A 25,171-nucleotide genomic window follows, 5' to 3' on the forward strand; every position below is an offset into this window, starting at 1 on the left:
CGCGGGAACCCACCGAGTGTGGGTTCCCGCGATGCGCAGCTGCAGCGTGGCGCTATGCCTCTTGCAGCGCGTCTTTGAGTTTCACGCGGCCGCTGCGCAGCACCGTGTTTTCATAGATTCGCGCCCCGAGCCACAGGAACAGCACCGTCGTGGCAACCAGCACGGCGAGCGCCAGCAGCGGCTCCCACCAGGCAGCTGTGCCCGCAAACAGCCGCAGCGGCATCGCCACCGGTGAGGAAATCGGGATGTAACTCAACCAGGTGAGCATTGTCTGGTTCGTGTTGAACATGATGACCAGGATGTACGGCACCATCGCCACAAAAGTGAGCACCGAAGTGGCGCTGGGCACATCCTCTGGTCGGGAGACGGTTGAGGCAACCCCTGCGTACAGTGCCGCGAACAGCATGAATCCCACTACGAACAGCACCGCAAACCAGATCAGCCCAACCGTGAGCGCACCCGGGTCGCCGAAGTCGCCCCCGGAAAGCTGCCCGGTTGCCGCCATGGTGACAAGCGCGGCGACCACCACAGCCGCCACCTGCACCAGCGCAAGCACCGTGCCACCAATGACCTTGCCCGCGAGAATAGTGCGTGGCCGAACCGTCACCAGCAGCAACTCAACAATGCGCGACGCCTTTTCTTCCACAACGTTCTGCGCGATGCGCGCGGCGTAACCCACAACACCCGTCATGAAGAGCATGCCGAGGAAGATTCCCGCCACATAGGTCACCATCGGTGACAGCTCGGTATCCGGTTCATCGACCATCGCGGTGGCCGGGGCGATGGTCAGCGCATCAATGATGCTGTGGGGCGTGCCATCTTTGGCGAGCACCACCACCGGCTCTTCACCGGTGAACTGCACCTGCTCGCCGCTATCGTCATAGAGGGTGGCACCGCTGGCCTCAGCACCCGACACAATGGCCGAGCCGGCATCGCCAGCGCGCACTTTCTCGATCGCCTGCTCCACCGAATCGACGCGCTCAGCATCGATTCCGACCTGTTTCAGCTGCTCGGTATCGAGCGTGGTCACGACCCGCTCATCCGAATTCACCCCGGCGGCACTGGCAAAAAGCGAACCCAGCAGTTTCTGACCGCCAATCACCAGCACGATGACTGCGATCGTCACAATCAGCCCCCAAATATAGGCTTTACTGCGGGCGGTGGTAACAATTTCGCGCTTGGCGACGAGCATCGCACCCTGCGAGGTGCTGAGTCCGGTCGCATCGCTCGACGCGGTGGTTTGAACTGGTGCGGTCATTAGCGCACCTCCTTGAAAATCGTGGTGAGCGGAACGAGGTGGCGACCAAACTCGGTCACCCGACCGTGCGCGATAGCGTCGCGCAGCAATTGCTGGGCACGCGCGGCGGGTTCATCCGCATCCCCCGCAATACGCACCACAACGCCGTCTTCAAGACGTTCGAGCACCTCGACACCCGGCTGCTGAGCGAGCCAGGTGTGATCGTCGACACCGATTCGATAGAGCCCACGCGAATGGGCTTCCTGCAGCTCGCGACGGGTGCCGGCGGCCTTAATCTCGCCCTGCGAGATGATCACCAGGTTGTCGCTGAGCTTTTCAACCACCTCAAGCTGATGTGACGAGAACAGCACCGGCGCCCCCATCTTGGCGCGCTGATTGAGCACATCCAGCACCACTTCAACCGCGATCGGGTCGAGCCCCGAAAACGGTTCGTCAAGCACCAGGATGTTTGGCTCGTGTACCAGCGCCACACAGATCTGGGCGCGCTGCTGGTTACCGAGTGAAAGCGATTCAACGATTTCGTCGCGGCGTTCAGCGAGCCCCAGTCGGTCGAGCAGCTCATCAGCCCGTCGGTTCGCAACCGCTTTATCAACCCCGTGCAGCTGCGCGAAATACACGATCTGCTCGTGCAGCTTCATCTTCGGGTAAAGGCCACGCTCTTCGGGCATATAGCCAATGCCGACGCGATCGGTGGCCGTAATCGGCCGACCGTTCAAAAGCACCTCACCGCTGGTGGGCCGGATAAGCCCCAGCATCGCTCGCATCGTCGTCGTTTTTCCGGCACCGTTCGCCCCGACGAATCCCGTCAACTTCCCCGGCTCAACCGTGAACGAGACATTTTTGAGAACTTGCCGGTCGCCGTATTGATGGCTGAGATTGCGAATCTCAATCATTCGGGCCCTGCTTTCGTGATGTGGTGTGCTTTCGTGATGTGAAATTGAACAGGTTTCACGCTAACGCACGCGAGCAAGTCGGCTTTTCAGCGTTAGTTCACCGCGCATTCAGCAGCTCCGCGATATGCGACTATGCCGCCACCGCGCTGCGAATCGACGCCACAATGTCTTCGGGAGTGGCGTATTTGGCCACCGTGCCGTCGGCTCCCGACCGGGTGACGAGCTCGGCCACATCGCCATCGCGCGAACCAACCATGATCAGGATGCACGGCTGCGGGTCACCGAGCTGCCGGATGCGGCGAGTGAGTTCAAAGTCGCCGCTCTCACCGAGCCCCACCGAAACAAGTACGAGCTTTGGGCGGTGTTTCGTCACGAGGTCAACCGCATCGGCCACCGAGTCAGTTTCGGCGACGTTGACACCATCCAGCGATTGCAGGATCAGCGAAAATCCCGCCCGCACCAGATGATGCTGGTCAGCAATGACCGCGTCGATCCGCGCCATCTCGGCCTCCATATCTATCCGCGCTGCGCACAACCGCTCCACGAGCTCGGCATGCCGACGAACATAACGGGTAATGGTTACCGGCAATTGACGCAGAACGTCACCATCCGTTCATCCACGTGACCTGCCACACCTCGCGCCGCGCCTTCGCCCGTCCCAGCAACGGCGATAGGTCGCCACCCACATAACCGACTGTGAAAAGATGTATATGCAAGTAAATTGTGGTGAAAGGACTCTATGCACATCGGCATCATCGTCGGCTCGCTCTCACGCGAATCCATCAATCGTCGTCTCGCACTCGCGCTCGCACCGCGGTTCGAAGCCCGCGGCGCCACGGTCACCCAAATCCCCATCGATGCGCTCCCGATGTACAACCGCGACTTCGAAGACCCGATGCCGAAGGCCGTGGCCGAGTATCACGCCGCGATTGATGCCCAAGACGGAATCGTTTTCGTAACGCCCGAATACAACCGCACTTTTTCGAGCGCAATGAAAAATGCCACCGAATGGGGTGCCCGCCCGCCCGCATCCGCCTCGCTGCCCGGCAAACCCGCCGCGGTCACGGGCGCCACTCCCGGCCGACTGCTCACCATCGGTGCCCAGCAGCATCTGCGCGCCAACCTCTCGGCGATCGGGATGCCCGTAGCCCCTGCCGAGCTCTACGTGCAGTTCGACGACAACCACTTCCTCGCCGACGGCAGCATCACCGAGGCCAGCACCCAGCAATCAATCGACCGCTGGGTTGAAAAAGTGATCGCACACTTCACGGCGCTTTCCGCCTAGTGGCCCGCGGAGCCTCGAGGCATTGTATTGGCTCGAGGCTCCGCGCCTTAGCCTTGAACAGCCCCTCGCCGCGGCTGAGCCTACGGGGTTGGCCCGCTGCCGCCCTTCGGCTTGGCGCCGATAGAATGGGCGGCTATAAGGAGCCCACAGTGAAGAACGTCAGTACGCGCCTGCTCATGGCCTGCGCCGCCCTCGGTGTCGCCGGCGGGATGCTGTTTACCGCACACGCCTGGGCGGGCGCGCTCACCGTCAACACCATTCCGTTTCTCTACGGCCTCACCATGGGCATCTACTTTTTGCCGGGCACGCTCGCGCAGGCGCTCTTCCGACGGCCGGGCGTGGCGCTACTCACCACCGGTCTCGCAGGCCTCGTGGCGAGCCCCTTCCAGCTGATCGGTTTCCAGGCACTACTCATCAGCCTCGCCGTCGGCGTCGCGCAAGAACTGCCCTTTGTGGTCTCCGGCTATCGCTATTGGAAACGCTGGGTGTTCTGGGTGGCCGGGCTCGCGTACGGCCTGCTGGTCACCGGAGCAGCTTTCGGCATCCTGCGTGGTGGTGAACTCTCGGCGCTCGGCGCCACCCTGGTGGTGATTTCGTTCTTCATCTCACCACCGATCTTCACCGCGGTCGCGCTGTGGCTTGCGGATGCGCTGGCAAAGGCCGGGGTGGCGCGCGGCCTGCGCCGCAGCGAAGCCCGGCCGCTGCCCACCGACCCCACCGAATCGACGGGCAAGTAGGAGCCATTTGCAGCACGCATCCAGGCCCGACGCTAAGCCGCGCGGCAACGCGCAGCTGGCGCGCATCCATGCACTCGCCGTCACCCACCCCGACAGCCCCCGCACCGTGCCGCAGCATGTCTCTCTCGAGGTGGAGCGCGGCGATGTGCTGCTGGTGCTCGGCCCCTCAGGCTGCGGTAAATCCACCCTCACCCTGGCGCTGAGCGGCCTCATCCCGAACAGCATCGAGGCAGCGATCGAGGGCGAAGTGTGGCTCGGTGGCGACCGCATCAGCGAGCTACCGGCGCGCGAACCCGCCGCCCGGGTCGCGATGGTGTTTCAAGACCCGGATGCACAAATTGTCACCACCACGGTGATGGATGAGGTGGCGTTCGGTGCCGAAAACCTCGGAGTGCCGGCCGCTGAGATCGAGCGGCGCATCGAGCACGCGCTTCGGCGGGTGCGGCTGTGGGAGCGGCGCGACGAGCATCCCGATGTGCTGTCGGGTGGTGAAAAACAGCGCCTGGCAATCGCCGCCGCCATCGCCCAGGGTGCGCCGCTGCTCGTGCTCGATGAGCCCACCGCCAACCTCGATCCGCGCAGCTCCAGCGAGGTGTACGACGTGCTGGCCGAGCTGACCGAGTCGGGTGAGTTCGGCATCGTGCTGGTTGAACACAACCTTGACGAGGCGCTGCGCATCGTCAACCGCGTGCTCGTGCTCGATCAGCAGGGTCGCGAGGTGTGCACCGGCACCCCCAAAGAAGTGTTTATCGGCAACGCCGCACTGCTCGATGAGCTCGGCGTTTGGCGGCCGCTGGCAGGCCTCGCCGCCGAACAGCTGTGCCGGGCCGGCCTGCCGGTGGCGCATCCCCTTTCGCTTGCCGAACTGGTTGCGCAGCTTGAGCAAGTGCTGCCAGATGCAGACGTGCCAGCTGAAACGCGCCCGCCGCTACCTGCAGCGTCCCCGCCGCTGATTTCAGTGCGGCAGCTCACCGTCACCCGCGGCGGCAGGCAGCTGGTCGGCCCGGTGAGTCTCGACATCCCGCGCGGGGCGTTCGTGGCGCTGATCGGCCCCAACGGCGCCGGCAAAACGACGCTCTTGCAGGCAATTGCCGGCATTGAACCGCCACCTCGCGGCACCGTGTCGGTGGCCGAGCAGGATGTGCACCGACTGCACGGCAAACAGCTGCGCGACACCATCGGCTACGTTTTTCAAAACCCCGAGCACCAGTTTTTGGCCACCACAGTTGCTGATGAGCTCGCACTCGAATTGCGCGCGCGAGGGATGACCCACGCCGAGCTCGCGCCGCTGGTCGCCGAATCGCTACAGCGGTTCGGGCTCACCGAACACGCCGATGAGCATCCGTTCCTACTGTCGGGCGGCCAAAAACGCCGCCTTTCGGTGGCGACGGCACTCGTCTCGGGTGCGCAGTGCCTGATTCTCGACGAACCCACCTACGGGCAAGACCGCAACCGCGCTAGCGAGTTGGTATCGGTGCTGCAGCAGCTCAACGACGCCGACACCACGGTGCTGATGGCCACCCACGATCTGCAATTGGCGGCCGAACATGCCGATCACCTGGTTGTGATGACAGACGGACACATCGCCGCCGCCGGCCCTACGGCCACCGTGCTCGAATCGGGCGCACTCGAAAAGGTTGGGCTGGGGATGCCGCCGCTCGCGCGAGTTTTCGCGCAGGCACCCGCGCCGCTGCGGGGAATGTACCGGATGCAGCAGCTGGTCGATTTTGCTGCCGAGCGGAGCGCGCGGTGAGCATTCAGAGTCGTAACGCTGTCGTCGAGCGGCCAACCATGCGGCAGGCCGAACAGTTTGGGTTGCCCTATCTGCATCGCCTGCATCCGCTGGCGAAGCTGCTGCCCACCACGCTCGCGCTGGTGGCGCTGTTTTTTGTGCACGATCTGTACACACCGCTACTGGTGGGCGGGATCACCTTGCTGCTGCTGATGACCGGTGCGCAGCTCACGCGCCGGCTGTGGCTGACGCTGCTGGTTGGGTTGCCGCTCGTGACGGTGGTGCTGGCGGTGACGATTGGCTTCTGGGTTGAGCCAGCGCGGGTGGCGGATACACCACTGCTGTTCGCGATTGGAGCCTACGAGTTTCGTTTCGGCGCGTTTGTGTCGGGAATGATCACTTCGGCGCGACTGGCTGCGATCGTGGTGTTAGCAATGCTGAGCGGGCTGACGATCGCCGGCACCGACCTGATCCGTGCGTCGGTGCAGCAGCTGCGTATCCCCTATCGGCTTGGATACGCGGGGCTCGCGGCCTTTGGGTTCGTGCCGCGGTTTCAGCGCGAACTGCAGACGATCCGCAAGGCGCAGCGGGCGCGCGGTATTGTCACCGGCAAGGGGATTGGAGCGCGGCTGCGGCGGCAGCTGACCACGCTGGTACCGCTGATGGCGGCGGCGCTGCGGCACGCTGATCGGGTGGCGCTGGCGATGGATGCACGCGGGTTCGGCTACCGCTCGTGGCGCACCGAGCGCCACCCGGTGCCGCTGCGCCGGCGCGATTGGTGGTTTGGCGCGGGGCTGCTCGGTGTTTATGTCGCGGCCTTTGTGGCCGGAGCGCTGCTCGGGTAGTTGTGCCGCTTGCGCAACTGCGCTGGTAGCTGCGCTGTCCGGCTCGGCCACGGCCCCGCTCATCCAGCCAGCTGCCCCTCCCCCAGGTGACCACCCCAGCCAGCCCGCCCACCTCTCTCGGCCAGCCCGCCCCTCCCCGAAGTGACACTGCAACTGCAAAGTGACCCTGCTATAGCAGGGTCACTTGCCAACAACAGGGTCATTTGCTGAGGTGAGGCGCCGCCGCGGTGCCTTTTCCGGGGATCAGGGGGTGAGCGGGGAGGCGGCGAGGAGGGGTAAGCGGGGAGGCGGCGAGGGGGCGAGGGGGCGAGGGGGCGAGGGGGCGAGGGGGCGAGGGGGCGAGGGGGCGAGGGGGCGAGGGGGCGGTGCTGGCAGGGATGCGCATCCCCGGAAAAGGCGGGGTGGGAGCGACTGAAAGTCGCCCCCACCCCGCTGCGCGTGCGGCCGGCTAGTTGTTGTCGACCGGGCTGTCACCTTCTGGAGCATCGCCGTCAGCTGCACCAGCTGCGCCGCCGGCGATTGCGTCATCCGCGTCAACATCGATACCGTCGCCCTCGGCACCGCCGCGGCGGCGCAGTGCAAACAGCGCGATACCAGCTACCACCAGGGCACCGGCAACCCAGAGCACCCAGGTCATGTTCTGCGCACCAGTGGCTGCAAGGCCAGCTGCGTCGTCGCCACCATCGGCAGCATCAGGCGCCTGCTTACCCGGTTCGGCAACGCCACCGGGCTGCTCGGTAGCGCCAGGAGCCTCGGGCTCATCAGTCTCACCAGGCTGCCCACCGGGCTGCTCGGGCTCACCAGGCTCACCAGGCTCAGCCGGCGGCACGGTGCAGGGCAGGCTCACAACCCGAACCGCGTTCGATTTAACACCGTCTTCGGCGTACCAGGCGAAGCGAGCACCACCCGCACAAACCGAGCTCAGCGCGAATCCCTCGTTGTTGACATTCGGCATCGATGCGGCGCGCTCGAAGTGGGCAAGCGCCGGCGTCTCGGTGCCGTCGAGCTCAAACGCAGCGTGCTTACCGTCGCAGCCGTTGTCGCACACCACCCAGAGCTTGTTTTCGATGGTGTCGTAGTCGAGCGCCATCACACCGCCGAGCTTCGGGTCGAGCACGTTCACGATCGTGGCGCTGCCGTTTTCAGCCAGTGCGACCGCATAGACGAGGCCGTTGTTTTCAACACCCACGAAGAACAGCCCATCAGCCCAGGTGGCGTACTGTGACGCATCGTAGGGCTTACCGGTGTTCTGGTCCCAGAGCTTGCCGTTGAGGTCGTCGTTCGACACCCACTCGACGGCTTCGATACCGGTGTTCGCGCTCACGGCGGGCAGCACCTCGGTGAGGTTCCACTCCTTTTCGGCCACCAGGTCGGGGCCGGGCTTGTTCGGGTCGACCATCAGAATGGCGTTGAAGTTCGTGCCCTTATCTGAGTTGTCGCGCTCGACACCGATGTAGACGTTGCCCGCACCGTCAACTGAAATGCCCTCGGCGTCAGGACCGGCAGCATCCGGGTTGTCAGCATCCTTCTGGAAGCGCACCCGCTTACCGTCTTCCCAACCGGCGGCAAATTTCAGCGAACCGTCAGCCTGCGCATCCATCAGCCAAAACTTGCCGGTGCCGTTATCAACCACGTAGAGCTGGTTGTCGCCGAAAGTGTCGAGGCCCGAAGTGTCCTCAAGGAACATCGGGTCGCCATCAACCGCCCGCACATCGTCGCTGCCGGGCCAGGGCTGCGCCTCGATCTCACCAACACAGAGGTTTGCCTCGCCCTTGGTTGCGCGCTGGCTCACGCCCCAGCTGCCCGAGCACAGGGCGTGGGTGGTGGGGGCGTGCTCGGTCCAGCTGTATTCCTGCACCAGCTCGTCACCCTCAAAAATGCGGACGCTATCGGCACCACCGAGACCAAAACCGAAGTCGGCCTCTTCAAGCACGAAGTAGCCGCCGGCGGCGATCACAGTGCCCTCGGGGATCGTGTAGGCGTGCGAGTCGTCGTTGTCTTTGATCACAAGACCGCCCACTTCGAGGTCGGTGTCGAGCGGGTTGTACAGCTCAATCCAGTCGCCCGGTTCGCCGTCCTTCGACTCAATTTCGCTCAACACCACCGGGTTACCGCAGGCGTTGCGGGCGCCGATGGTCGACACCTCCACATCCCTAAATTCGCCGGTGCCGTCGGGGCAGCGGGCCAGCACACCGGCGGCGTGCCCGGTCCAGCCGTGCTCGGCTACAACCACACCGTCAGCATCGTGGATCGACACGAGATCGTTCTTGCCCAGTCCAAACGAGAACTGCTTGTTTTCGGCAAACACGAAGTAGGCACCCGGTTCGAGCACCGTGCCCTCGGCCACCGGGGTGACATCGGATGCGTGACCCGTCGGGTCGTTGTCGAGCAGGTGCCAGCCCGAAATGTCGACCGGTTCGGTGCCGATGTTCTTGATTTCGGCCCAGTCACCGTTGACGGTGTCACCGTTCGATTCGATCTCGTTGATGACCACCTTTGGCGCCACACACTCGTTGGCAGCGCCCATGGTTACGCGCGCGAGCTTGAATGCGCCGGCTCCGTCGGGGCAGCGGGCGAGAGTTGCGGATGCTTCATCACCGTCGATATTTGCGTGGCCAACCCACGAGTGCTCGTCGATTTTTTCGCCGTCGGCGTTGTAGAGCCGCATCGAGTCGGCCGAGCCGATGCCGATCGCGCCTTCAAACGTGCCGTCGACATAGGCGTTGGTGGCCTGGTTCCAGATCATGCCGGGCGATTTTGCATCCACGACCAGGAATTCACCGGGCTCGATCGTGGTGCCAGCCGGGAACATCCAGCGGTGGTCGTCCGAGTTGTCGCGCAGCTCGTATCCGTCGAGCGAAACGGGCTGGTCGCCCTTGTTGTACAGCTCAACCCAGTCGGCAGGCCCCGAGTCGATCTCGTTGAGCACCACTTCGCCGGGCTGGGTGGGCAGTTCGAAAATATTTGCTGCGCCGGGAGTTTCCTGCGCGGTCTCGCCCCACACGCCCTCGGCGTTGCGCCCGTAGGTTACCGGGGCGTGGGCGCTCCAGCTGTACTCGTCAACCGCCTGCTGTGTCTGGTCGTACAGTCGCACCGAGTCGGCCTTGCCGAGACCAAATCTGAAGTCGGCCTCCTCTTCAATAACGAGATACGCACCGGGTTCAATCACCGTACCGGCGGGGAAAACAAAGGCGTCGTTACCGATGCGGTCTTTGTCGTCCTGCACGATCCAGTTGCTGATGTCGATCGCGGCGTCGGTGGGGTTGTGAAGCTCGACCCAGTCGTTGCCGGGGCCGCTCGATTCGATTTCGTTGATGACGACGCTATCGCCATAGCTCGCGGCCGATGCGAGCGTCGCAGGCACGAGCAACGCGCTTGTTCCCAGCACGGCAGCCGCAAAGAAGGCTGGAATACGGCGGAATGAAGGCACAGAAACTCCTTGGTAGATCCGGTGATGCTAAGCATCATCGGCAAGCCGACCAATCAGCAGGTTGCGCCAAGGTAAACGGGGCGTGACCAAAAATTCTCACGCCCCGTAGTATGTGGCGTGCTCGCCGTTGTTTTCGGCGTCCGCACTCGAGGTTCGTCACGGCTGGAGGTGACACAAAATGCTGCTGGTAGTGGGGCGGGTCATCGCCGTGTGGTTCGCCATTATCGCCGCAATTCAGTTCGTAACGGCAATTGTGATGACGCAGTGGCAGTTCTGGATCTCCGGCGCAGGGCTCTTGACGACCGCGTGGGCATGGTGGCGCTTGGCCGACGTTTGGCGGGAGGCGACACTCAACCAGCCCCTTCAAACAGCCCGTTTGCTGCGGAGTAAGGAGTCGGCGAAGTGGGCGCTCATCGCTTTGGCGGGCATCGCTGCCACCGTGATCGTGATGGCAACGCTGGGTTGATCGCGAGCGCATCACTACTAGACAGGCGCTAGCCACACACCAGCCGACGACGCTTTTGCAAACTACAGTCAGAGCTGCGAGCTACAGCCAGCCGCCAACTCAGCTACTCGGCTGTGGATGCATCCGGTTCAAGCCCCGCGGCCGCGATGCGCTGCTCGTTACGCTCGGCACGCCGGGCCGCGCGCCGGGCCAGCGGCCGCTCTACCGCCACATACAGCGCCGGCAACACCAGCAGCGTGAGCAGCGTCGACGAAAGCAGACCACCGATCACCACCACCGCCATCGGCTGCGAAATGAATCCGCCGTGGCCGGTGATCCCGAGCCCCATCGGGGTGAGCGCGAGCACGGTCGCGAGCGCCGTCATCACAATCGGCCGCACACGTCGTGACGCACCGGCAAAAGTGGCGCCGTCCACATCCATCCCCTTGCCGCGGTATTGATTCACAAGATCCACCAGCACGATGGCGTTCGTCACCACGATGCCGATGAGCATCAGCACACCGATCAGCGAGGCCACACCCAGCGGGATACCGGTGACCACCTGCAGCAAAATCGCCCCGGTGGCGGCGAATGGCACCGAAATGAGCAGCAGCAGCGGCTGCAACAGGCTGCCAAATGTGGCCACCATCACGATGTACACAATCAGCACGGCACCGAGTAGCGCCAGGCCGAGCTGCTGGAAGGCGGTGCGCTGGTCGGCAGCCGAGCCGTCAAGCTCGGCGGCCACACCGTCGGGCAGATCGGCGTCCGCGAGCGCCCGCTCGATTTCGCCGCTGAGCCCACCGAGGTTGTCGCTGCTGCTGGCAATCTCGAGCGTGGTGTAGGGGGTGCCGGATGCGGCGGTGACCGCCACCGGGCCATCAACAACCTCAACATCGGCGAGTTCGTGCAGCGGAATCGCGCCGAACCCAAGCTGCAATTCGAGGTCGCGCAGTTCGTCAACCGAGGTCGGCGGCTCGGCGTCGTCAACGATGTACATGCGCACCTGCGTGCTGTCCATCGTCACCGAGCCGATCGGCAGCGGCTGCAGTGCCTGGGCGACCATGCCGCCCACCGCAACCTCGTTCAGGCCGTACTGCATCGCGGCCGCTCGGTCGATATCCATGCGGATGAACGGGCGGGTTTCATCCAGCCCGCTGTGTACCGATTGCACGCTGTCGACCGATTCAATCGCGCTGCTGGCGGCCTTTACCGCATCGTCGAGCTGGCCGCGTTCGGGTGCCGAAACGCGCACCGCGAACCCGTCGCTGAAGCCGCCGGCTTCGACACCGACGGCCACTTCGCCGAGGTCGTCACGTTTGTTGACGCGGTCGCGCAGCTCCTGCTCGATGGCGTCGGGGTTGGCGTCCGGTTCGGTGCCAATGACCCAGCGGATATTGCCGGAGCTCATGCCGAGCATCGACGCCAATTCATCGTCGCCGTAGTTCAGCTGCACGGTTTTGATGCCGTCGACCTGTTTAATTTCATTCTCAAGCCGCTCGGCATATTCGCCCATATTCGCGAGGGATGCGTTGGCGGGCGGCGTTTGCCGAATGCTGAAGCTCTCTTGTCCGGTTGATCCGAGGAAGTTGGTTTTCATCAGCGGTGCGACGGCGACGGTGCCGCCGAGCACCAGCGCGGCAGCGATAAGCACCAGCGCCGGGCGACGGATAGCAAAGCGCAGCGCCGGCGCATAGGCGCGCTGCAGCCAGTTGGTTGGCTCGTCTTCGCTGGCGGCCTCATCGCTCGCATCCTCGTCTTCGGCGGCGTGTTTACCGTTCTTTTGCGCCTGCGCCGCGGCACGCAGTCGCCCGCCGGCAAGGAGCCAATAGGCCAGCACCGGCACAATCGTGAGCGAAACGATCAGGGATGCGAGCATCGCGATGGTGCTGGTGAGCGCGAAGGGCCGGAAGAGTTCGCCGGTGACATCGGCAACGAACACGATCGGCAGATAGACGGCCACGGTGGCGATAGTGGATGCGGTGATGGCGGTGGCCACCTCGCCCACTGCCCCGCCAACCACGCGGGCGCGTTCGGCCGGACGCAGTGCGGCGGTGGGGTGCAGCTGCAGGTGACGGCGGATGTTTTCTACCACCACGATCGAGTCGTCCACCACGCGCCCGATGGCGATGGTGAGCGCGCCGAGCGTGAGGATGTTGAGCGAATAGTCGGCGAATCGCATCGCGATGAAGGTCACCAGCAGCGAGGTGGGAATGGAGATCGCGGTGACCAGTGTCGCGCGCACCGAGAGCAGGAACACAAAAATCACGAGCACCGCAAAGGCGAGCCCCAGCAGGCCCTCGGTGACAAGCGTGTCGATTGACTGGGTGATGAACGGGGCCTGGTCGGTAACGACTTCGAGTTTGGCTCCGTCGGGGATGAGCGTGTTGAGTTCGGGCAGCAGCTCGGCAACCGCATCCGATACCTCGACGGTGTTGGCGGCGGGGCGTTTGGTGACTGAGATCGTCAGGGCGTCTTCGCCGTTGACCCGCGAGACGGTGGTCTTGGGTGAGGGTTCGAGCTCGACATCGGCAACATCCGCGAGGGTGATGAGCTTGGTGGGGTCGAGCCGGTCGGGTTTAAGGGCGATTTTGCCGAGATCGGCGGCGTCGTTGACCAGGTTGCCGGCCTGCACCGTGAGCGTGTTGTCGCCCTCGGTGAGCTGACCGGCGGGGATGAGCACCCCGGCGTTTTCGAGTGCGTCGGTGATGTCGGCGATCGCCACTGCGTTTTCGACCATATCGCTATCGCGCGGTGTGATTGAGATGCGGTCGGGCTGGTCGCCGGTGATGGTCACGCCGCGTACGCCGTCGAGTTCACGCAGTTTTGGAACGACGTAGTTGTGCAGGTGTTCGGCGAGCTCGGTTTCGTCGCCACCGGTGGCGCCCAGCTGCACGACCGGCAGATCGTCGAAGCTACCCGAGAGCACCGTTGGGTCGACATCGTCGGGCAGATCGGAACGGATGCGGTTGACCGCCTGTTGGATGCGCTGCTCGGCGTACACGAGATCGGTGCCGTAGCTGAATTTGGCGGTGACGACCGAGCGACCGGCGCTCGAGGTGGTGGTGGTGCTTTCGAGGCCCTGCAGCCCCTGGAGTGCGGTCTCGACCTTGGCGGAAATATCGGCGTCGACGATCTCTGGTGAGGCACCCTGGTAGGTGGTCATGACGCTCACCTGCGGTAGCGAGATCGAGGGGATGAGCTCCTGCTTGAGCGAGTTGAGGGTGACCACCCCAAAAAACGCGATCGCGAGGGTGATGAGCGCGATGAGGGCTCGGTTGGCGAGGGAGAGTTTTGCTAGTCGACGCACACGCCCAGTTTTTCATGCAAAGTGCGCCGCAACCAGGTTCGGAATTATCCCGTGGTGAATTTGCGTGGCCCGCGGGCGCGGATGCATCCCATTTAGTTCTGGATGCGGTGCGAAATAGAGGTCACCAGTCACTGAAAATCTCGCGATATATCTTGACTCTTGCACCGCATCCCATTAGTTTCAAAATCGAGATATATCGCAATCGCGACCCACTCTCGCCCACCCATAGCCGGCATCCCAAACAGAAAGTTGGAATCGACATGGAACAGTGGCTCATCAACTCACCCACCACCATCGACCTCGAAGTGGTTCGACACGTTCGCGCCAACCTCATGCAGGGGTCAATCGACATCATCGCCCACGATGAACCCACCTGCCGCGTCGAAGTGTCGGCAGTAGAAGGCAGCGAACTGCGCGTCGCACTCGAAGGCGATGTGCTGCTCATCAACCACCCGCAGCTGCGCTGGAACGAACTCGGCAGCTCAGCCCGCGCCCTCTTTGAAAACCCCAAAGTGCGCGTGAGCGTGCTCGTGCCCGCCCAGGTAGAGGTCAATGTCAAGGCCACCAGCGCCAATGTGCTCACCGTCGGCGTGCACGGCAATGTGACCATCACCACGCTCGGTGGCGAGCACTTCTGCGATAACACCGCTGGCAAACTCACACTCACCTCAGCCACGGGCGAGCTCTCGGTGCGCGGCCACAGCGGCTCGGTTGACACTCGCACCGCCTCGGGCGATGTCACCGTCACCGGCCCGATCACCGAGTTCAGCGGCAACACGATCTCGGGCTCCACAGTGGTGGATGTGGCGGGCTCGGTCCCCACGCGGATCAGCAATATCAGCGTCTCGGGCGCCACCACAGTGCGCCTACCCGCCGACGTCACGCCCTTTGCCGAAGTAACCGCCGTAACCGGCCGCGCTCAGCTCGGCAGCACCGTGCTCGAACCGCTGCGCGGCCGCACCGAGCGCGTGGGCGATGCCGAAACTGCCACCACCAAACTGCGGCTCTCGACCGCGACCGGACGCCTGGTGGTGCTGCGCGAAGGCGGCAACTGGCCGGATGCAGCCAGCACGGCCGGTGCTGGTGAGGCCAGTGCCGGTGCCGGTGCTGGTGCTGCCGGTGCTGGTGCTGGTGCTGCTGTGGGTGGCGACGCCGCTGGTTCTGATGCCGCGGCCGGTGACGATGCCGCTGCCGCATATCGCGTCACCGATGCGGTGAATGTCGACCTCAGTTCGGCACCGAAGCCCACCCGCATCCACAACACTCAATCTGAAGCGGCACCGGCCACAGCAGCCGGCGACGCTGACGCGAGTGACGCTGAAAACCAGCCGCGCGCATCCGGTCACCAGCCGTTTGAACCCGGCCAGACGCAGACCGCAGGAGGTAACGAATGACTCCCCCGAAATTCCGTCACGGCCAGCTGCGACTGGTGCTCCTGACCCTCATCGCCCGCCGGCCGCAACACGGCTACGAGCTTATCCAAGAACTGAACGATCTGTTCAACGGCAACTACGCGCCGAGCGCCGGCACAATCTATCCGCGCTTGGCCAAACTCGAAAGCGAAGGCCTGGTCACCAAGCACGACGACGGTCGTAAAACCGTGTACGCGATCACGCCCGAGGGGCAGACTGAGGTGGATGCCCGCGCCGACGAGTTCGCGCAGATTATTGCCGAATCAGCCGAGGCGATCGCACCCCAGGCTGACTCGGCTCGCGACGGCCTGATGCAGGCGCGACTGGCGCTGCGCAACGAACTCGACTGGCTGGCAAGCGAGTTGCGGTCGGAGGCTGCCGGTGCGACTGGTGGTGGTGCTGGTGGTGCTGATGCCGGTGCCGGTGCTACCGGCGCCGGTGGCGCATCCTCTGGTGGCGGTGCTGATGGTGCCGGTGCTGATGGTGCCGGTGCTGCATCCGCTGCTGATGCATCCTCGGGTGGTGATAGTGCCGGTGCCGGCGCTGCTGGCGCATCCTCTGCTGATGCCGCTGGCGCTGAAGGCGCCGACGACGAAGCCGAGCAGGCACAGCCAACACCGGACGATCTCGTGCGGGAGGTGGACCAGCTGCTGCAGCGGTTCCGCCAGGATGTGCGTCAGGATGCGCGGCTCGCGGCCCGCTCCGGATCGCTCGTCAGCGAGGCTGTCGCCGACCTCGGCCAAAGCCTCGGCGAACACGCCCGCCGGTTCGCCGAACAGGTGGGCATCCACCGCCGCTAGCCCCGACGCGGGGGCGCGGGGGCGCGGGGCGCCGCCCGCACCCGCGCATCCACCCCCGCGTTTTACCAGCAAGTGACCCTGTTACCGCCAAATGACCCTGCTATAGGAGGGTCACTCCGCAATAACAGGGTCACTTGGCGTCGTGGCAGCGCTAATTGGCGTCGTGGCAGCGCCATGTTGAACACGCGCATCCCTACCCGCGAGGCCACACCGCGCAGCCGCCCGCATCCCGCGAAATCATCCCGAGCCCGCGAGTCCTGCGCGGCCACACTGCGCCACCTCCGCTCCCCCGCACCCGCGCCCGCCCTTCACCAGCAAATGACCCTGTTACCGCCAAATGACCCTGCTATAGGAGGGTCACTTAGCAATAACAGGGTCACTTGGTGTGGGGCAGCGCTAATTGGTGTGGGGCAGGGTCACTTGGTGTGGGGCAGCGCTAATTGGAGGGGCGGCGCCAATCGGTGTGGGGCAGCGCTAATTGGTGAGGGCAGCATCAATCGGTGTGCGAGCGACGCTAAGTTGAACATGTGCATCCCAACAACCCCGGCATCGGCGCCAACGCATCCACCCCCGCAGCCCGCGAGGTCACCCCGACACCGCAGCTGCTGCTGAACGCTGGCATCGTCTTCGCCGGCGGTACCGTGGGCGCACTGCTGCGGGCCCTGCTGACCGAACTCCCCCAATCATCCACAGCAGACCTACTCACCCTCTTCGCCATCAACACCCTCGGCGCCTTCGCACTCGCCCTCATCACCGCCCGCACGATCCCCACCAGGTGGCAGCTCGCCCTCGGCACCGGCCTGTGCGGCGGATTCACCACCTACTCCACAATGGCTGTGAGCGCAGCCACCGGGCTCAGCACCCAAAACGGCACCGCCCTCGTGGCCGCCCTCGCCACCGTCATCATCGGGCTCGGCGCATCCGCACTCGGCTGGCGCCTCGGCACCACACAAACACGCGGAGGCGACCAGTGACCATCCTGTTCACAGCCATCGGTGGCGGCCTCGGCGCGATGCTGCGCTACATCCTCGACACGATCCTGAAAGAGCGCGCCAGGATGCATCCGGCGCTATCCATCCTGATCATCAATGCGCTCGGCTCGCTGGTGCTCGGATTCACCGCAGCCGCCATCTTCGCAGCACCCGCAGTCGTCACCCTGCCAATCATCGGTATCTGCGGCGGGTTCACCACCTTCTCAACCGCAAGCCTCGACACCTACAAACTGCTGCAACAGCGCGCGATCAGTCTCGCCGTGGCCCATACAATCGGGCAGCTCGCGATCTGCGTCGCCCTCGCGTTCGCCGGCTTTTTCATCGCCAGCAGGATGTGACCGGCACCGCAGATGAAAATCGGCCACTAATCAGCCACCCGATCAATCGCCGACTCTGCCAGCCCAACGGCACGATCAAGCGATTCGGATGCATCCAGCCCCGGACCGTAAGTCAAAAAACCAACCCGCGGATCCCGTCGCGACCAGCCGGCACGCACCTTCACCGAACCGCCCACATCCCGCAACCCCAGCGGCCGCAAATGCCCCGTGACTTCCCGGCCGCCGGTGGCCCACACCACCGCATCGATCGGCTCGCGCGAACCATCATCCAGCACCACTGCATCCGATTCAAACCGCACGAGCGGGCCGCGCGACACCAGCAGCCCCCGCCGCTGCGCCCCAAACACGGCGCGAGTCAGCGGAACCGCGCGCACCGACGCATCACTCGGCAACCAGTTGCCGCGCTCCACCATCCGCTCAAGCCGCTGCCGTCGCCGCAAACCCAAATCACCCGCGCGCACGCGCGGCCGCCGCAAACCCAGCTGCGGGGGATGCTCAAACTGCGGATCGCGTAGCGTTGACCACACCGTGTGCGCACCAAGCCGCTCAAGTTCAAGCAGCCCCGCAACCGCGCTGCGACCCGCACCGACCACCAGCACCTGCCGACCGGCCAACTCGCTCAACGACGACACCTGATACAGGTGTAACTGCGCACCCTCGAAACGGTCGACACCCGGATACCACGGCACAAACGGCCGCGACCAGCTACCGGTCGCATTCACCACCACACCGGCCTCAATCACCCGCAACTGGCCACCCGGCATCGCAACCGTGATGCGCAGCTCGGGGTTACGGCGCTGCTCATCCACCCGCAGCGCCCGCACACCGTGGGCAACAAACAGGCCGTACGCATCCTCGTATTTCGCCCACACCTCGGGAATCACATCCCGCACGCGCGCATCGACGTCGAAGTGCTCAAATCCGAGCCCGAGTTCACGCTGCCCCGGAAGATCGGCAATCTCACCAACTCGCACCGAACTGCCAACCGTGGCCCAATCCCAACCGTGCTGCCAGGTGGCGCCCGGGGCAGGGTGATCGTCAATGATCAAATAGTCGCGCACCGCCTCGAGCCCCAGCGCGCTCAGCGAATAGCCCAGCGCAAGACCGGACGCACCCGCGCCAATGACCGCAATATCCACCGACCGGTACAGCTCTGCCAAATCAGCCTCCCGCCGCGTCGTGATGCGGACAATCGCGTCGCACCGACCGCAATGATGACCGACAGCGATGCGCTTCTCGTGTAGGCAATCTTACGGCGTGGTAAACTCTTCGGGCATTAGCATCTGTCGTTCATCCGGCCGGTTGACCCATTTCTCGACCGGCCCATGCTTGTTAGGGGGGTTACGCGCTATGGGGCGTGGCCGTCAGAAGGCGAAGCACACAAAGGTCGCCCGGGAACTCAAATACAACATTCCCGAGACCGACTATGAGCAGCTTGAGCGTGAGCTCGCTGGCCAGCGAGCCAACAAAGAAAACGACGAGCTGTCGAAGTGGTCAGAGTACCTCGACGACGAAGAAGACGGCACCGACGACTACGGTAGCTACAACGAACGTCGCTTCGCGTAACTAGACCATGCTGCAACCGCCGGGGCTCGTGATGAGCCTGCTGCTCGCCGCGATCATCGTGGTGGGTAATACGCTTACGCTGGTCGCAATTCATGGCTCGGCAGCCGGCCGCTTTGGCCCGTTTTCGGGGATTCTTGGGGTGCGTACTGCCGCAACTCGATCATCTGAAGCAGCTTGGCAGGCAGCGCACCGCGCCGCCTGGCCGTGGGCGTTGGGATGCAATGGGGCCGCAATCGTTGCGGCAGCCGTTGGCGGGATGCTTGGCACCACCGTCACTCCGTTCCTCGTGCTGATGGGGCTTGCCATTGCCGCATCGCTCGCGGGCGCGGTCGCGCAGATCGTCGTGGGTCACCGCGCCGCGGTGCGCGAGCTGGGCGACTCGAAGTAGGCGACTGCCCGCCGCCGGTTGCCTTGAGCGCTCTTCTCTGCGCGCCCGTGGCTCTCATCCATGCGCGCACCCCGCGGCGCTCATCCGTGCGCGCACCCCGTCGAGACGCTTGCACGCACCGGCGGCGCTCAGCCTCAAGCTCCTGCCCCGCGCCCGAGGCTCCCATCCTCGAACTCCTGCCCCGCGCCCGAGGCGCTCATCCTCAAGCTACTGCCCCGTGCCCGAGGCTCCCGTCCTCGAACTCCTGACGCGCGGGCTTTGTATGTCTGCGCGGGCTTTGTATGTGGCAGAACACACACAATGCGCGCGGACACACACAATGCGCGCGGACACACACAATGCCCAGCAGCGCGAGTCTTTACAGCTCGGGTTTGGGCCACTGCTGCAGTCGCTGCGTCATCGCGCTCATCACCTGCGGTGGCATGAGGCGAGTGAGCGCATTGCGGAACCCGACAGCAGCTGGATGCTCTGCCTGGGCCATGAGCCCGGCCGAGCGTGAGCGTCGCAGCACCGAGCTCGTGCGCTTCTGCCGCAGCTGCGAGTATTTCGCCAGCGCCGCATCGAGTGCTTCGCCACTCGCATCGCGAAGCATCCGACCACCCGCGTCGCGAAGCAAACAGGTGAGCGTTGCGGCATCTTCAATGCCCTGACCGGCTCCCTGCCCGAGATTCGGCGTCATCGCGTGCGCAGCATCGCCAAGCAACACGGTGCGGCCGCGCACGAAAGAGGTGAGCGGCTTGGCAAGGTCGTAAATGTCGTGCCGCATCACCGCATCCGGGGCCGTGACTGCGATGCATTCCTGCACCGTCTCGTGCCAACCCGAAAACTCTTCGCGAACAAGCTCATATTCGTTGTCGACCCGCTGACCCTCGGCCGTGTTTCGGGTGGCATACCAGTACACTCGCGCATCCGGTAGCGGCACCATGCCAAACACCTGACCGCGGCCCCAGATTTCGCCCGGCTGCACCGCAAAACTCACCGGCTGCTCGGTCACACCACGCCACGCCGTATAGCCGGCATAGCGCAACCCCGTGTCGAGGCCGAGAATCTCGCGGTTGCGGCTGCGGAGCCCATCGGCGACCACCACTAGGTCGAACTGCTCGGTTCGGCCACTGGCCGTCACTTGCGGAGTGCCATCGGCGGCGACCAGCGCGGCACTGCCAGTACGCACGGTTCCGGGAGCAAGCTGCGCCATCAGTTCTCGATGCAGTGCCACGCGGTGCACGCTGCGCATCGTTGCTGTAGCACTCGAGGGCACCGACAGCAGCCACGAAACCTTCGGGCCGTTTCGGGTCGGGCGCATGGCGGCAATCGCGCCACTGACAATTCCGTCGCGCGAGATTTGCCGAATCGAATCACCCAGTCCGAGCAGGTCGAGCGCTGCAAAGGCGTTGTTGAAAAGCGTGAGTCCCGCACCCACCGGGTTTGGTTCATCCCGACGCTCGAAAACCGCCACCTCGTGACCGTCGGCCTGTATCCCAGCCGCGGTGACCAGCCCGGCGATGCCAGCTCCGACTATGGCAATACGCATCGTCTCTCCCACCTTTGTGTGCCTGCGCGGGCTTTGTATGTGGCAGAGCACACACAATGCGCGCGGATGCACACAAAGCCCGGCGGCAGCTCAGGACGTTAGCTGCTGTAGCCGCCGACGAGACGCACAGCGCCGCCGTCGACGCCCTTCGCGCCCTGAATAAAACCGTCGAACGAACGCTCGGCGAATGACACCTCGCCGGCGACCCAACCGTCAAGTCCCTCTTCCCGGCAGGCCGCAAGCACTGCATCCGCCTGCGCCGCTGAAACGACCGCGAACATCCCGATGCCAAGATTCCAGGTGCCCTCGACCGACTCGAGCGATGCATCCGCAAGATCACAAAGCACGCGGAACACCGGAAGCGGCGACCAGCGCGAACGGTCGAGTTCCACCCATGAGCCCTGCGGCAACACGCGTGCGAGATTCGCGGCGATCCCGCCACCAGTGACGTGCGAAAGCGCATGGATAGCGCCGTCAAGCTCGGGGCGCGCGAGCACCCGCACCAGTTCACCCGTGTAAAGACGCGTTGGTTCGAGCAGCGCCTCGCCCCAACTGGTCCCGAAGTCGGCGGCGTGATCGCGATAGTCGATACCGCGGTCGGCGATGATGCGGCGGATGAGCGAGTATCCGTTCGAGTGCGGGCCGGATGCGGCGAGCGCGAGCACCACATCGCCATCAGTGACGCGCTCGGCACCGAGCACGCGATCGGCCTCAACCACACCCGTCGCGGCACCGGCGACATCGTAGTCATCGGGACCAAGCAGACCCGGGTGTTCCGCGGTTTCGCCGCCGGTGAGCGCGGTGCCGGTGGCGGCGCATGCCTTGGCGATGCCCTCAACGATTGCGGCGATGCGCTCGGGGACCACCCGTCCGCAGGCAATGTAGTCGGTCATGAACAGCGGTCGGGCGCCGACCACGATGATGTCGTCGACGACCATGCCGACAAGGTCCTGGCCAATCGTGTCGTGCTTGTCGATCGCCTGCGCGATCGCCACCTTGGTGCCCACCCCATCGGTGGATGTAGCCAGTAGCGGGCGACGCATCCCGGTCAGCGCCGATGCGTCGAACATGCCGGCAAATCCGCCGACGCCGCCGAGCACTTCTGGCCCGTGGGTAGCCTTCACCGCCGCTTTCATGAGTTCAACTGCGCGGTCGCCCGCAGCAGTGTCAACACCGGCCGATGCGTAGAGGTCGTCACTCATGCTTTCTAGCCTAGGCGGTTTGCGCGCCGGCGGCTGGTGCCGGCGCGCATATCGCCGTCCCGGCCGCGTCCTGCTGTCCCGGCCGCATGCCTGCCCCCTGCATCCCTACCCCCTGTTGTTGCTGATTTTTGTTTCCTGGCCTCAGATTTTTGTTTCCTGTTTTTTGTTTTTTGACTGCAAAACCGGGGTTTGAAACGTTTCACCCGAGAAAAACCCCGATTTTGCAGCCAGGAAACAAAATTCCGCAGGGCGCCTGCAGCCAGGAAACAAATTTCGCAACAGGGATGCAGTCAAGAAACAAAAATCTGCACGGGCCCCGCACTGGCCTGCACGGGCCTGCACGGGCCCGCACTGGCCTGCACTGGCCTGCACGGGCGCACGGGCCTGCACGGCACCCAGGTATCAGAGCAGGGCAAACTAGGGGGCGGCTGCAATAATGCAGGTTGGTTTGGGTCGGTACCTGGAGTGGATGCAGACGTGAAGTTTTCGAATCGTGAAAAGTGGCTGATCGGCGCGATTGTGGCGGTGGCGCTCATCGCCGTGATCGCAATTTTTGCTCGGCCGGCAGGGCCCGGAAGCGAAGTCACACAGGAACGCGCCGCCAACAACCAGCCAGCAGCCACCCAAAACAGCCAAAGCAGCCAAAACAACCAAAGCACCCAACAAGACGCAGCGGCAAACCAAAACCCCGAAGCAAAACAGAAAACGCAGCCCGAATCGCTCGCCGACCTCGCCCGCCGCGACGCCGACGACTACACGGCAATCGGCGATGTGGATGCACCGCTGGTGATGATCGAATACAGCGACTACCGCTGCCCCTACTGCGCGCTCTACGCCACCGAAACCCAGCCCGAACTCATCAAAAAATACGTCGAAACCGGAAAACTGCGCATCGAATGGCGCGACACCCCCATCTTCGGCGAGCAGTCGACCGGCGCCGCGGTAGCTGCCCGAGCCGCCGGCGAACAGGGCATGTTCCTCGACTACAACCGCGCGATTTTCAACGAATCCACCGGCAGTGGCCACACCGACCTGCCGCGCGAACGCATCCTCGAAATCGCCAAAGAGGTCGGCGTTCCCGATCTCGAAAAATTCGAAGCCGATCTCGACTCGCCCGAACTGCTGCAGCTCGTGCAGGCCGACTACGAAGAGGCCGTGATGATTGGCGTGAACTCAACGCCCACGTTTGTGCTCAATAGCGGTGCGCTGCGCGGTGCCTATCCGCTCGAAACGTTCGAGCACGTCATCGATGAAGAGCTCGCCCGCCTGGGTGTGGAGTAGCGGCGGATGATCGACATCGGTTTCGCGGGCGCGCTGGTTGGCGGTGTGCTGTCGCTGCTGAGTCCGTGTTCGGTGATGCTGCTGCCCGCGTTTTTCGCAACCACCTTCGCCGATCCGCGCACGCTGCTGACCCGCGCGGGCCTGTTCACGTTGGGCCTACTCACCTCGCTCGTGCCGTTGGGATTGTTCGCGGGTGCGGTTGGCGGCCTGCTGCTGCAGCATCGCGGCACACTGATCTCGGTCGCGGTAGTCATTTTGTTGGCGCTGGGGCTCGTGCAAGTGCTCGGTATCCAACTTCCGGGGCTCAGCCGCGGCGGCACCGACTCGACTTCGGGCGCGGCGATGTTTCTGCTCGGGGCGGTGTACGCGGTTGCGGGAGTGTGCGCGGGCCCGATTCTCGGCTCGGTGCTGACGGTCGCCGCTGCCGGCGGGTCGGCGATTTATGGCGGGATGCTGCTGGCAATTTATGCGCTCGGGATGGCACTGCCGCTGATCGTGCTTTCGCTTTTGTGGCGGCCGCTCGGCCCGCGGCTGCGCAATTGGTTGCGCCCGCGCGAGCTGCGCGTCGGTAAGTGGCGCAACGACTGGGCGTCGATCATTTCGGGCCTGATCGCGATCGGTTTCGGCATCCTGTTGTGGTGGTCGAACGGCACCGCGAACCTGCCGGCGTTCCTGCCGATCGGCACGCAGCAGCAGATCGAGGTTGGCGCGCTGGATGCAACCGCGGGCGTTTCTGATCTTGTGGTCGTGTTGGTCGCGGCGCTGGTGGCGTTGGGGGCGGTGTTCATTGCATCCCGAAACCGGCGGGCTGAGGCGGCAGGCGCGGATGATTCGACGGATGCGTGAGCTACCATGAGCCGATCTTCCGTCGGCGGACCACGCCTCCACTAACCAGCTAGGCCCGTGAGGTCGCTTTCGGTCGCGAGCCGGATTTCGGAGACCTGTGCCCGCACGTCGCACGTCCATCCGGGAAGCGTGACTTCGTGAGGCGTGCGCAGCCGCAGCGCGTGAGTGCACTCGCCGCGCATCGGAAGTCGAAGCACACCCCCGCGCACCTCGTTGCTGGTGACCGACGTGTCGAGCTGTTTTGCTGCGGCGCTGATATTCCTGAGCGGGATGCGGGCAATCTCGCGCGTGCCCGACCGCAGCACGAGTTCGTCTCGTGTGACGTAGTGCGGAAATTGGTGCGGCACGAGCATCTGCCCGAGCACGAAGATGATCGCGTACGCCTCAAACACGTGGATGATCAGGCGCAGCTGCAGCCACGGCACCACCAGTTCCATAACCGCGGCTTCGATCGCAACGATCACGATCATTGCGGCGAGAAACGCATCCACCCCGCGGCGAGGATGCACAGGCGTCGCGGCTGCCGGGACGATCGGTTGTCGCCGCAATATCGTGCCCGCGAGTGCGCGCAGGCCGGTCAGTTCGAGCAGAAAAAAGTGGCGCACACTGCCCGGGACGACTCGCCTGGCCACCAGCTGCCATGATTGACGAACGGTGCGTCCGCACTCGCGGGTGCGCAGAAAATAGATGCTGATACCGGCGGCGGTGAGCCACGCCACATCGAAGACGAAGGCTTCTACGATGAGGGCGTGCGGGCCGAGGTCGGTGGTCGCGAGCAGTGTGAGCGTCACCGCGCTGAGCGCGCCAGCGAGAAGCAGCGCGGCACGAACCACGCCGGTCGCCCGGTCGATAGTGCGCAGATTGTTCATAGCTTCATGAT

Annotated in this window: 22 protein-coding genes; 13 read left to right on the forward strand and 9 right to left on the reverse strand. The window is 64.4% G+C overall.

Annotated elements, in window-relative coordinates:
• Positions 1-52: 52 nt before the first annotated feature.
• The 3 genes from PV375_RS03830 to PV375_RS03840 all read right to left on the reverse strand — a co-directional run bounded on the left by PV375_RS03830 (position 53) and on the right by PV375_RS03840 (position 2,653).
• Positions 53-1,258, reverse strand: coding sequence for an ABC transporter permease (locus tag PV375_RS03830; protein ID WP_201518344.1), 1,206 nt, complete (start codon positions 1,256-1,258; stop codon positions 53-55).
• Complete coding sequence (locus PV375_RS03835) at positions 1,258-2,151, reverse strand: ABC transporter ATP-binding protein (RefSeq protein ID WP_332106200.1); 894 nt, start codon at positions 2,149-2,151, stop codon at positions 1,258-1,260. Before PV375_RS03835 ends, PV375_RS03830 begins: the two co-directional genes overlap by 1 nt.
• 130 nt (positions 2,152-2,281) lie before the next feature.
• A complete protein-coding gene (locus tag PV375_RS03840) occupies positions 2,282-2,653 on the reverse strand; it encodes a response regulator (RefSeq protein ID WP_201518346.1) in 372 nt (123 codons plus the stop codon).
• 237 nt (positions 2,654-2,890) lie between these two features.
• On the opposite strand from PV375_RS03840, the gene PV375_RS03845 reads away from it, so the two are divergent.
• The 4 genes from PV375_RS03845 (at position 2,891) to PV375_RS03860 (ending at position 6,750) form a co-directional block, all read left to right on the forward strand.
• Positions 2,891-3,436 carry an NADPH-dependent FMN reductase gene (locus PV375_RS03845; RefSeq protein WP_332106201.1) on the forward strand — a complete coding sequence of 182 codons (546 nt, stop codon included), beginning with the start codon at positions 2,891-2,893 and terminating at the stop codon, positions 3,434-3,436.
• A gap of 149 nt (positions 3,437-3,585) precedes the next feature.
• Positions 3,586-4,173, forward strand: coding sequence for an ECF transporter S component (locus tag PV375_RS03850; protein WP_332106202.1), 588 nt, complete (start codon positions 3,586-3,588; stop codon positions 4,171-4,173).
• Positions 4,174-4,180: 7 nt separating this feature from the next.
• Complete coding sequence (locus PV375_RS03855; RefSeq protein ID WP_332106203.1) at positions 4,181-5,926, forward strand: ABC transporter ATP-binding protein; 1,746 nt, start codon at positions 4,181-4,183, stop codon at positions 5,924-5,926.
• A complete protein-coding gene (locus tag PV375_RS03860; RefSeq protein ID WP_332106204.1) occupies positions 5,923-6,750 on the forward strand; it encodes an energy-coupling factor transporter transmembrane component T family protein in 828 nt (275 codons plus the stop codon). The genes PV375_RS03855 and PV375_RS03860 overlap by 4 nt, the downstream gene beginning before the upstream one ends.
• 448 nt (positions 6,751-7,198) lie before the next feature.
• Here the strand turns inward: PV375_RS03860 and PV375_RS03865 are convergent, their stop codons facing one another.
• Entirely contained in the window at positions 7,199-10,180 is a 2,982-nt protein-coding gene (locus PV375_RS03865) for a lamin tail domain-containing protein (RefSeq protein ID WP_332106205.1), read from the reverse strand.
• Positions 10,181-10,358: 178 nt separating this feature from the next.
• On the opposite strand from PV375_RS03865, the gene PV375_RS03870 reads away from it, so the two are divergent.
• Positions 10,359-10,646 (forward strand): hypothetical protein, encoded by a 288-nt coding sequence (locus tag PV375_RS03870; RefSeq protein ID WP_332106206.1) that lies wholly within the window; start codon positions 10,359-10,361, stop codon positions 10,644-10,646.
• A 103-nt stretch (positions 10,647-10,749) separates the two neighbouring features.
• On the opposite strand, the gene PV375_RS03875 is transcribed toward PV375_RS03870, so the two are convergent.
• Positions 10,750-13,935, reverse strand: coding sequence for an efflux RND transporter permease subunit (locus PV375_RS03875; protein ID WP_332106207.1), 3,186 nt, complete (start codon positions 13,933-13,935; stop codon positions 10,750-10,752).
• A 260-nt stretch (positions 13,936-14,195) separates the two neighbouring features.
• On the opposite strand from PV375_RS03875, the gene PV375_RS03880 reads away from it, so the two are divergent.
• The 4 genes from PV375_RS03880 to PV375_RS03895 all read left to right on the forward strand — a co-directional run bounded on the left by PV375_RS03880 (position 14,196) and on the right by PV375_RS03895 (position 17,477).
• Positions 14,196-15,329, forward strand: a complete 1,134-nt coding sequence (locus PV375_RS03880) for a hypothetical protein (RefSeq protein ID WP_332106208.1) — start codon at positions 14,196-14,198, stop codon at positions 15,327-15,329.
• Complete coding sequence (locus PV375_RS03885) at positions 15,326-16,147, forward strand: PadR family transcriptional regulator (protein ID WP_332106209.1); 822 nt, start codon at positions 15,326-15,328, stop codon at positions 16,145-16,147. Before PV375_RS03880 ends, PV375_RS03885 begins: the two co-directional genes overlap by 4 nt.
• A 527-nt stretch (positions 16,148-16,674) precedes the next feature.
• Positions 16,675-17,121, forward strand: coding sequence for a fluoride efflux transporter FluC (locus PV375_RS03890; RefSeq protein ID WP_332106210.1), 447 nt, complete (start codon positions 16,675-16,677; stop codon positions 17,119-17,121).
• Positions 17,118-17,477 (forward strand): fluoride efflux transporter FluC, encoded by a 360-nt coding sequence (locus PV375_RS03895; RefSeq protein ID WP_332106211.1) that lies wholly within the window; start codon positions 17,118-17,120, stop codon positions 17,475-17,477. The genes PV375_RS03890 and PV375_RS03895 overlap by 4 nt, the downstream gene beginning before the upstream one ends.
• 26 nt (positions 17,478-17,503) lie before the next feature.
• Here the strand turns inward: PV375_RS03895 and PV375_RS03900 are convergent, their stop codons facing one another.
• A complete protein-coding gene (locus PV375_RS03900) occupies positions 17,504-18,637 on the reverse strand; it encodes an NAD(P)-binding domain-containing protein (RefSeq protein ID WP_332106212.1) in 1,134 nt (377 codons plus the stop codon).
• A 190-nt stretch (positions 18,638-18,827) separates the two neighbouring features.
• Between PV375_RS03900 and PV375_RS03905 the strand changes: the two genes are divergently transcribed.
• A complete protein-coding gene (locus tag PV375_RS03905; protein WP_332106213.1) occupies positions 18,828-19,043 on the forward strand; it encodes a DUF3073 domain-containing protein in 216 nt (71 codons plus the stop codon).
• A 7-nt stretch (positions 19,044-19,050) separates the two neighbouring features.
• Positions 19,051-19,431: an SdpI family protein gene (locus tag PV375_RS03910; protein ID WP_332106214.1), complete on the forward strand. Its 381-nt coding sequence runs from the start codon at positions 19,051-19,053 to the stop codon at positions 19,429-19,431.
• 358 nt (positions 19,432-19,789) lie between these two features.
• Here PV375_RS03910 and PV375_RS03915 read toward each other — a convergent pair whose 3' ends face one another.
• The gene (locus PV375_RS03915; protein ID WP_332106215.1) at positions 19,790-20,962 is read right to left on the reverse strand and encodes an FAD-dependent monooxygenase; all 1,173 of its coding nucleotides are present in this window, start codon (positions 20,960-20,962) and stop codon (positions 19,790-19,792) included.
• A 98-nt stretch (positions 20,963-21,060) separates the two neighbouring features.
• On the reverse strand, positions 21,061-22,164 hold the full coding sequence (purM, locus tag PV375_RS03920) for a phosphoribosylformylglycinamidine cyclo-ligase (RefSeq protein WP_332106216.1): 1,104 nt from the start codon (positions 22,162-22,164) through the stop codon (positions 21,061-21,063).
• Between the two features lie 477 nt (positions 22,165-22,641).
• On the opposite strand from purM, the gene PV375_RS03925 reads away from it, so the two are divergent.
• Positions 22,642-23,445 carry a DsbA family protein gene (locus PV375_RS03925; RefSeq protein ID WP_332106217.1) on the forward strand — a complete coding sequence of 268 codons (804 nt, stop codon included), beginning with the start codon at positions 22,642-22,644 and terminating at the stop codon, positions 23,443-23,445.
• 6 nt (positions 23,446-23,451) lie between these two features.
• Positions 23,452-24,291, forward strand: a complete 840-nt coding sequence (locus tag PV375_RS03930) for a cytochrome c biogenesis CcdA family protein (protein ID WP_332106218.1) — start codon at positions 23,452-23,454, stop codon at positions 24,289-24,291.
• 41 nt (positions 24,292-24,332) lie between these two features.
• Here the strand turns inward: PV375_RS03930 and PV375_RS03935 are convergent, their stop codons facing one another.
• Positions 24,333-25,160: a hypothetical protein gene (locus tag PV375_RS03935; RefSeq protein WP_332106219.1), complete on the reverse strand. Its 828-nt coding sequence runs from the start codon at positions 25,158-25,160 to the stop codon at positions 24,333-24,335.
• Positions 25,161-25,171 lie beyond the last annotated feature (11 nt).

The organism is Gulosibacter sp. GYB002 (genome assembly GCF_036577665.1).
In the GTDB taxonomy this organism is placed as follows: domain Bacteria; phylum Actinomycetota; class Actinomycetes; order Actinomycetales; family Microbacteriaceae; genus Gulosibacter; species Gulosibacter hominis.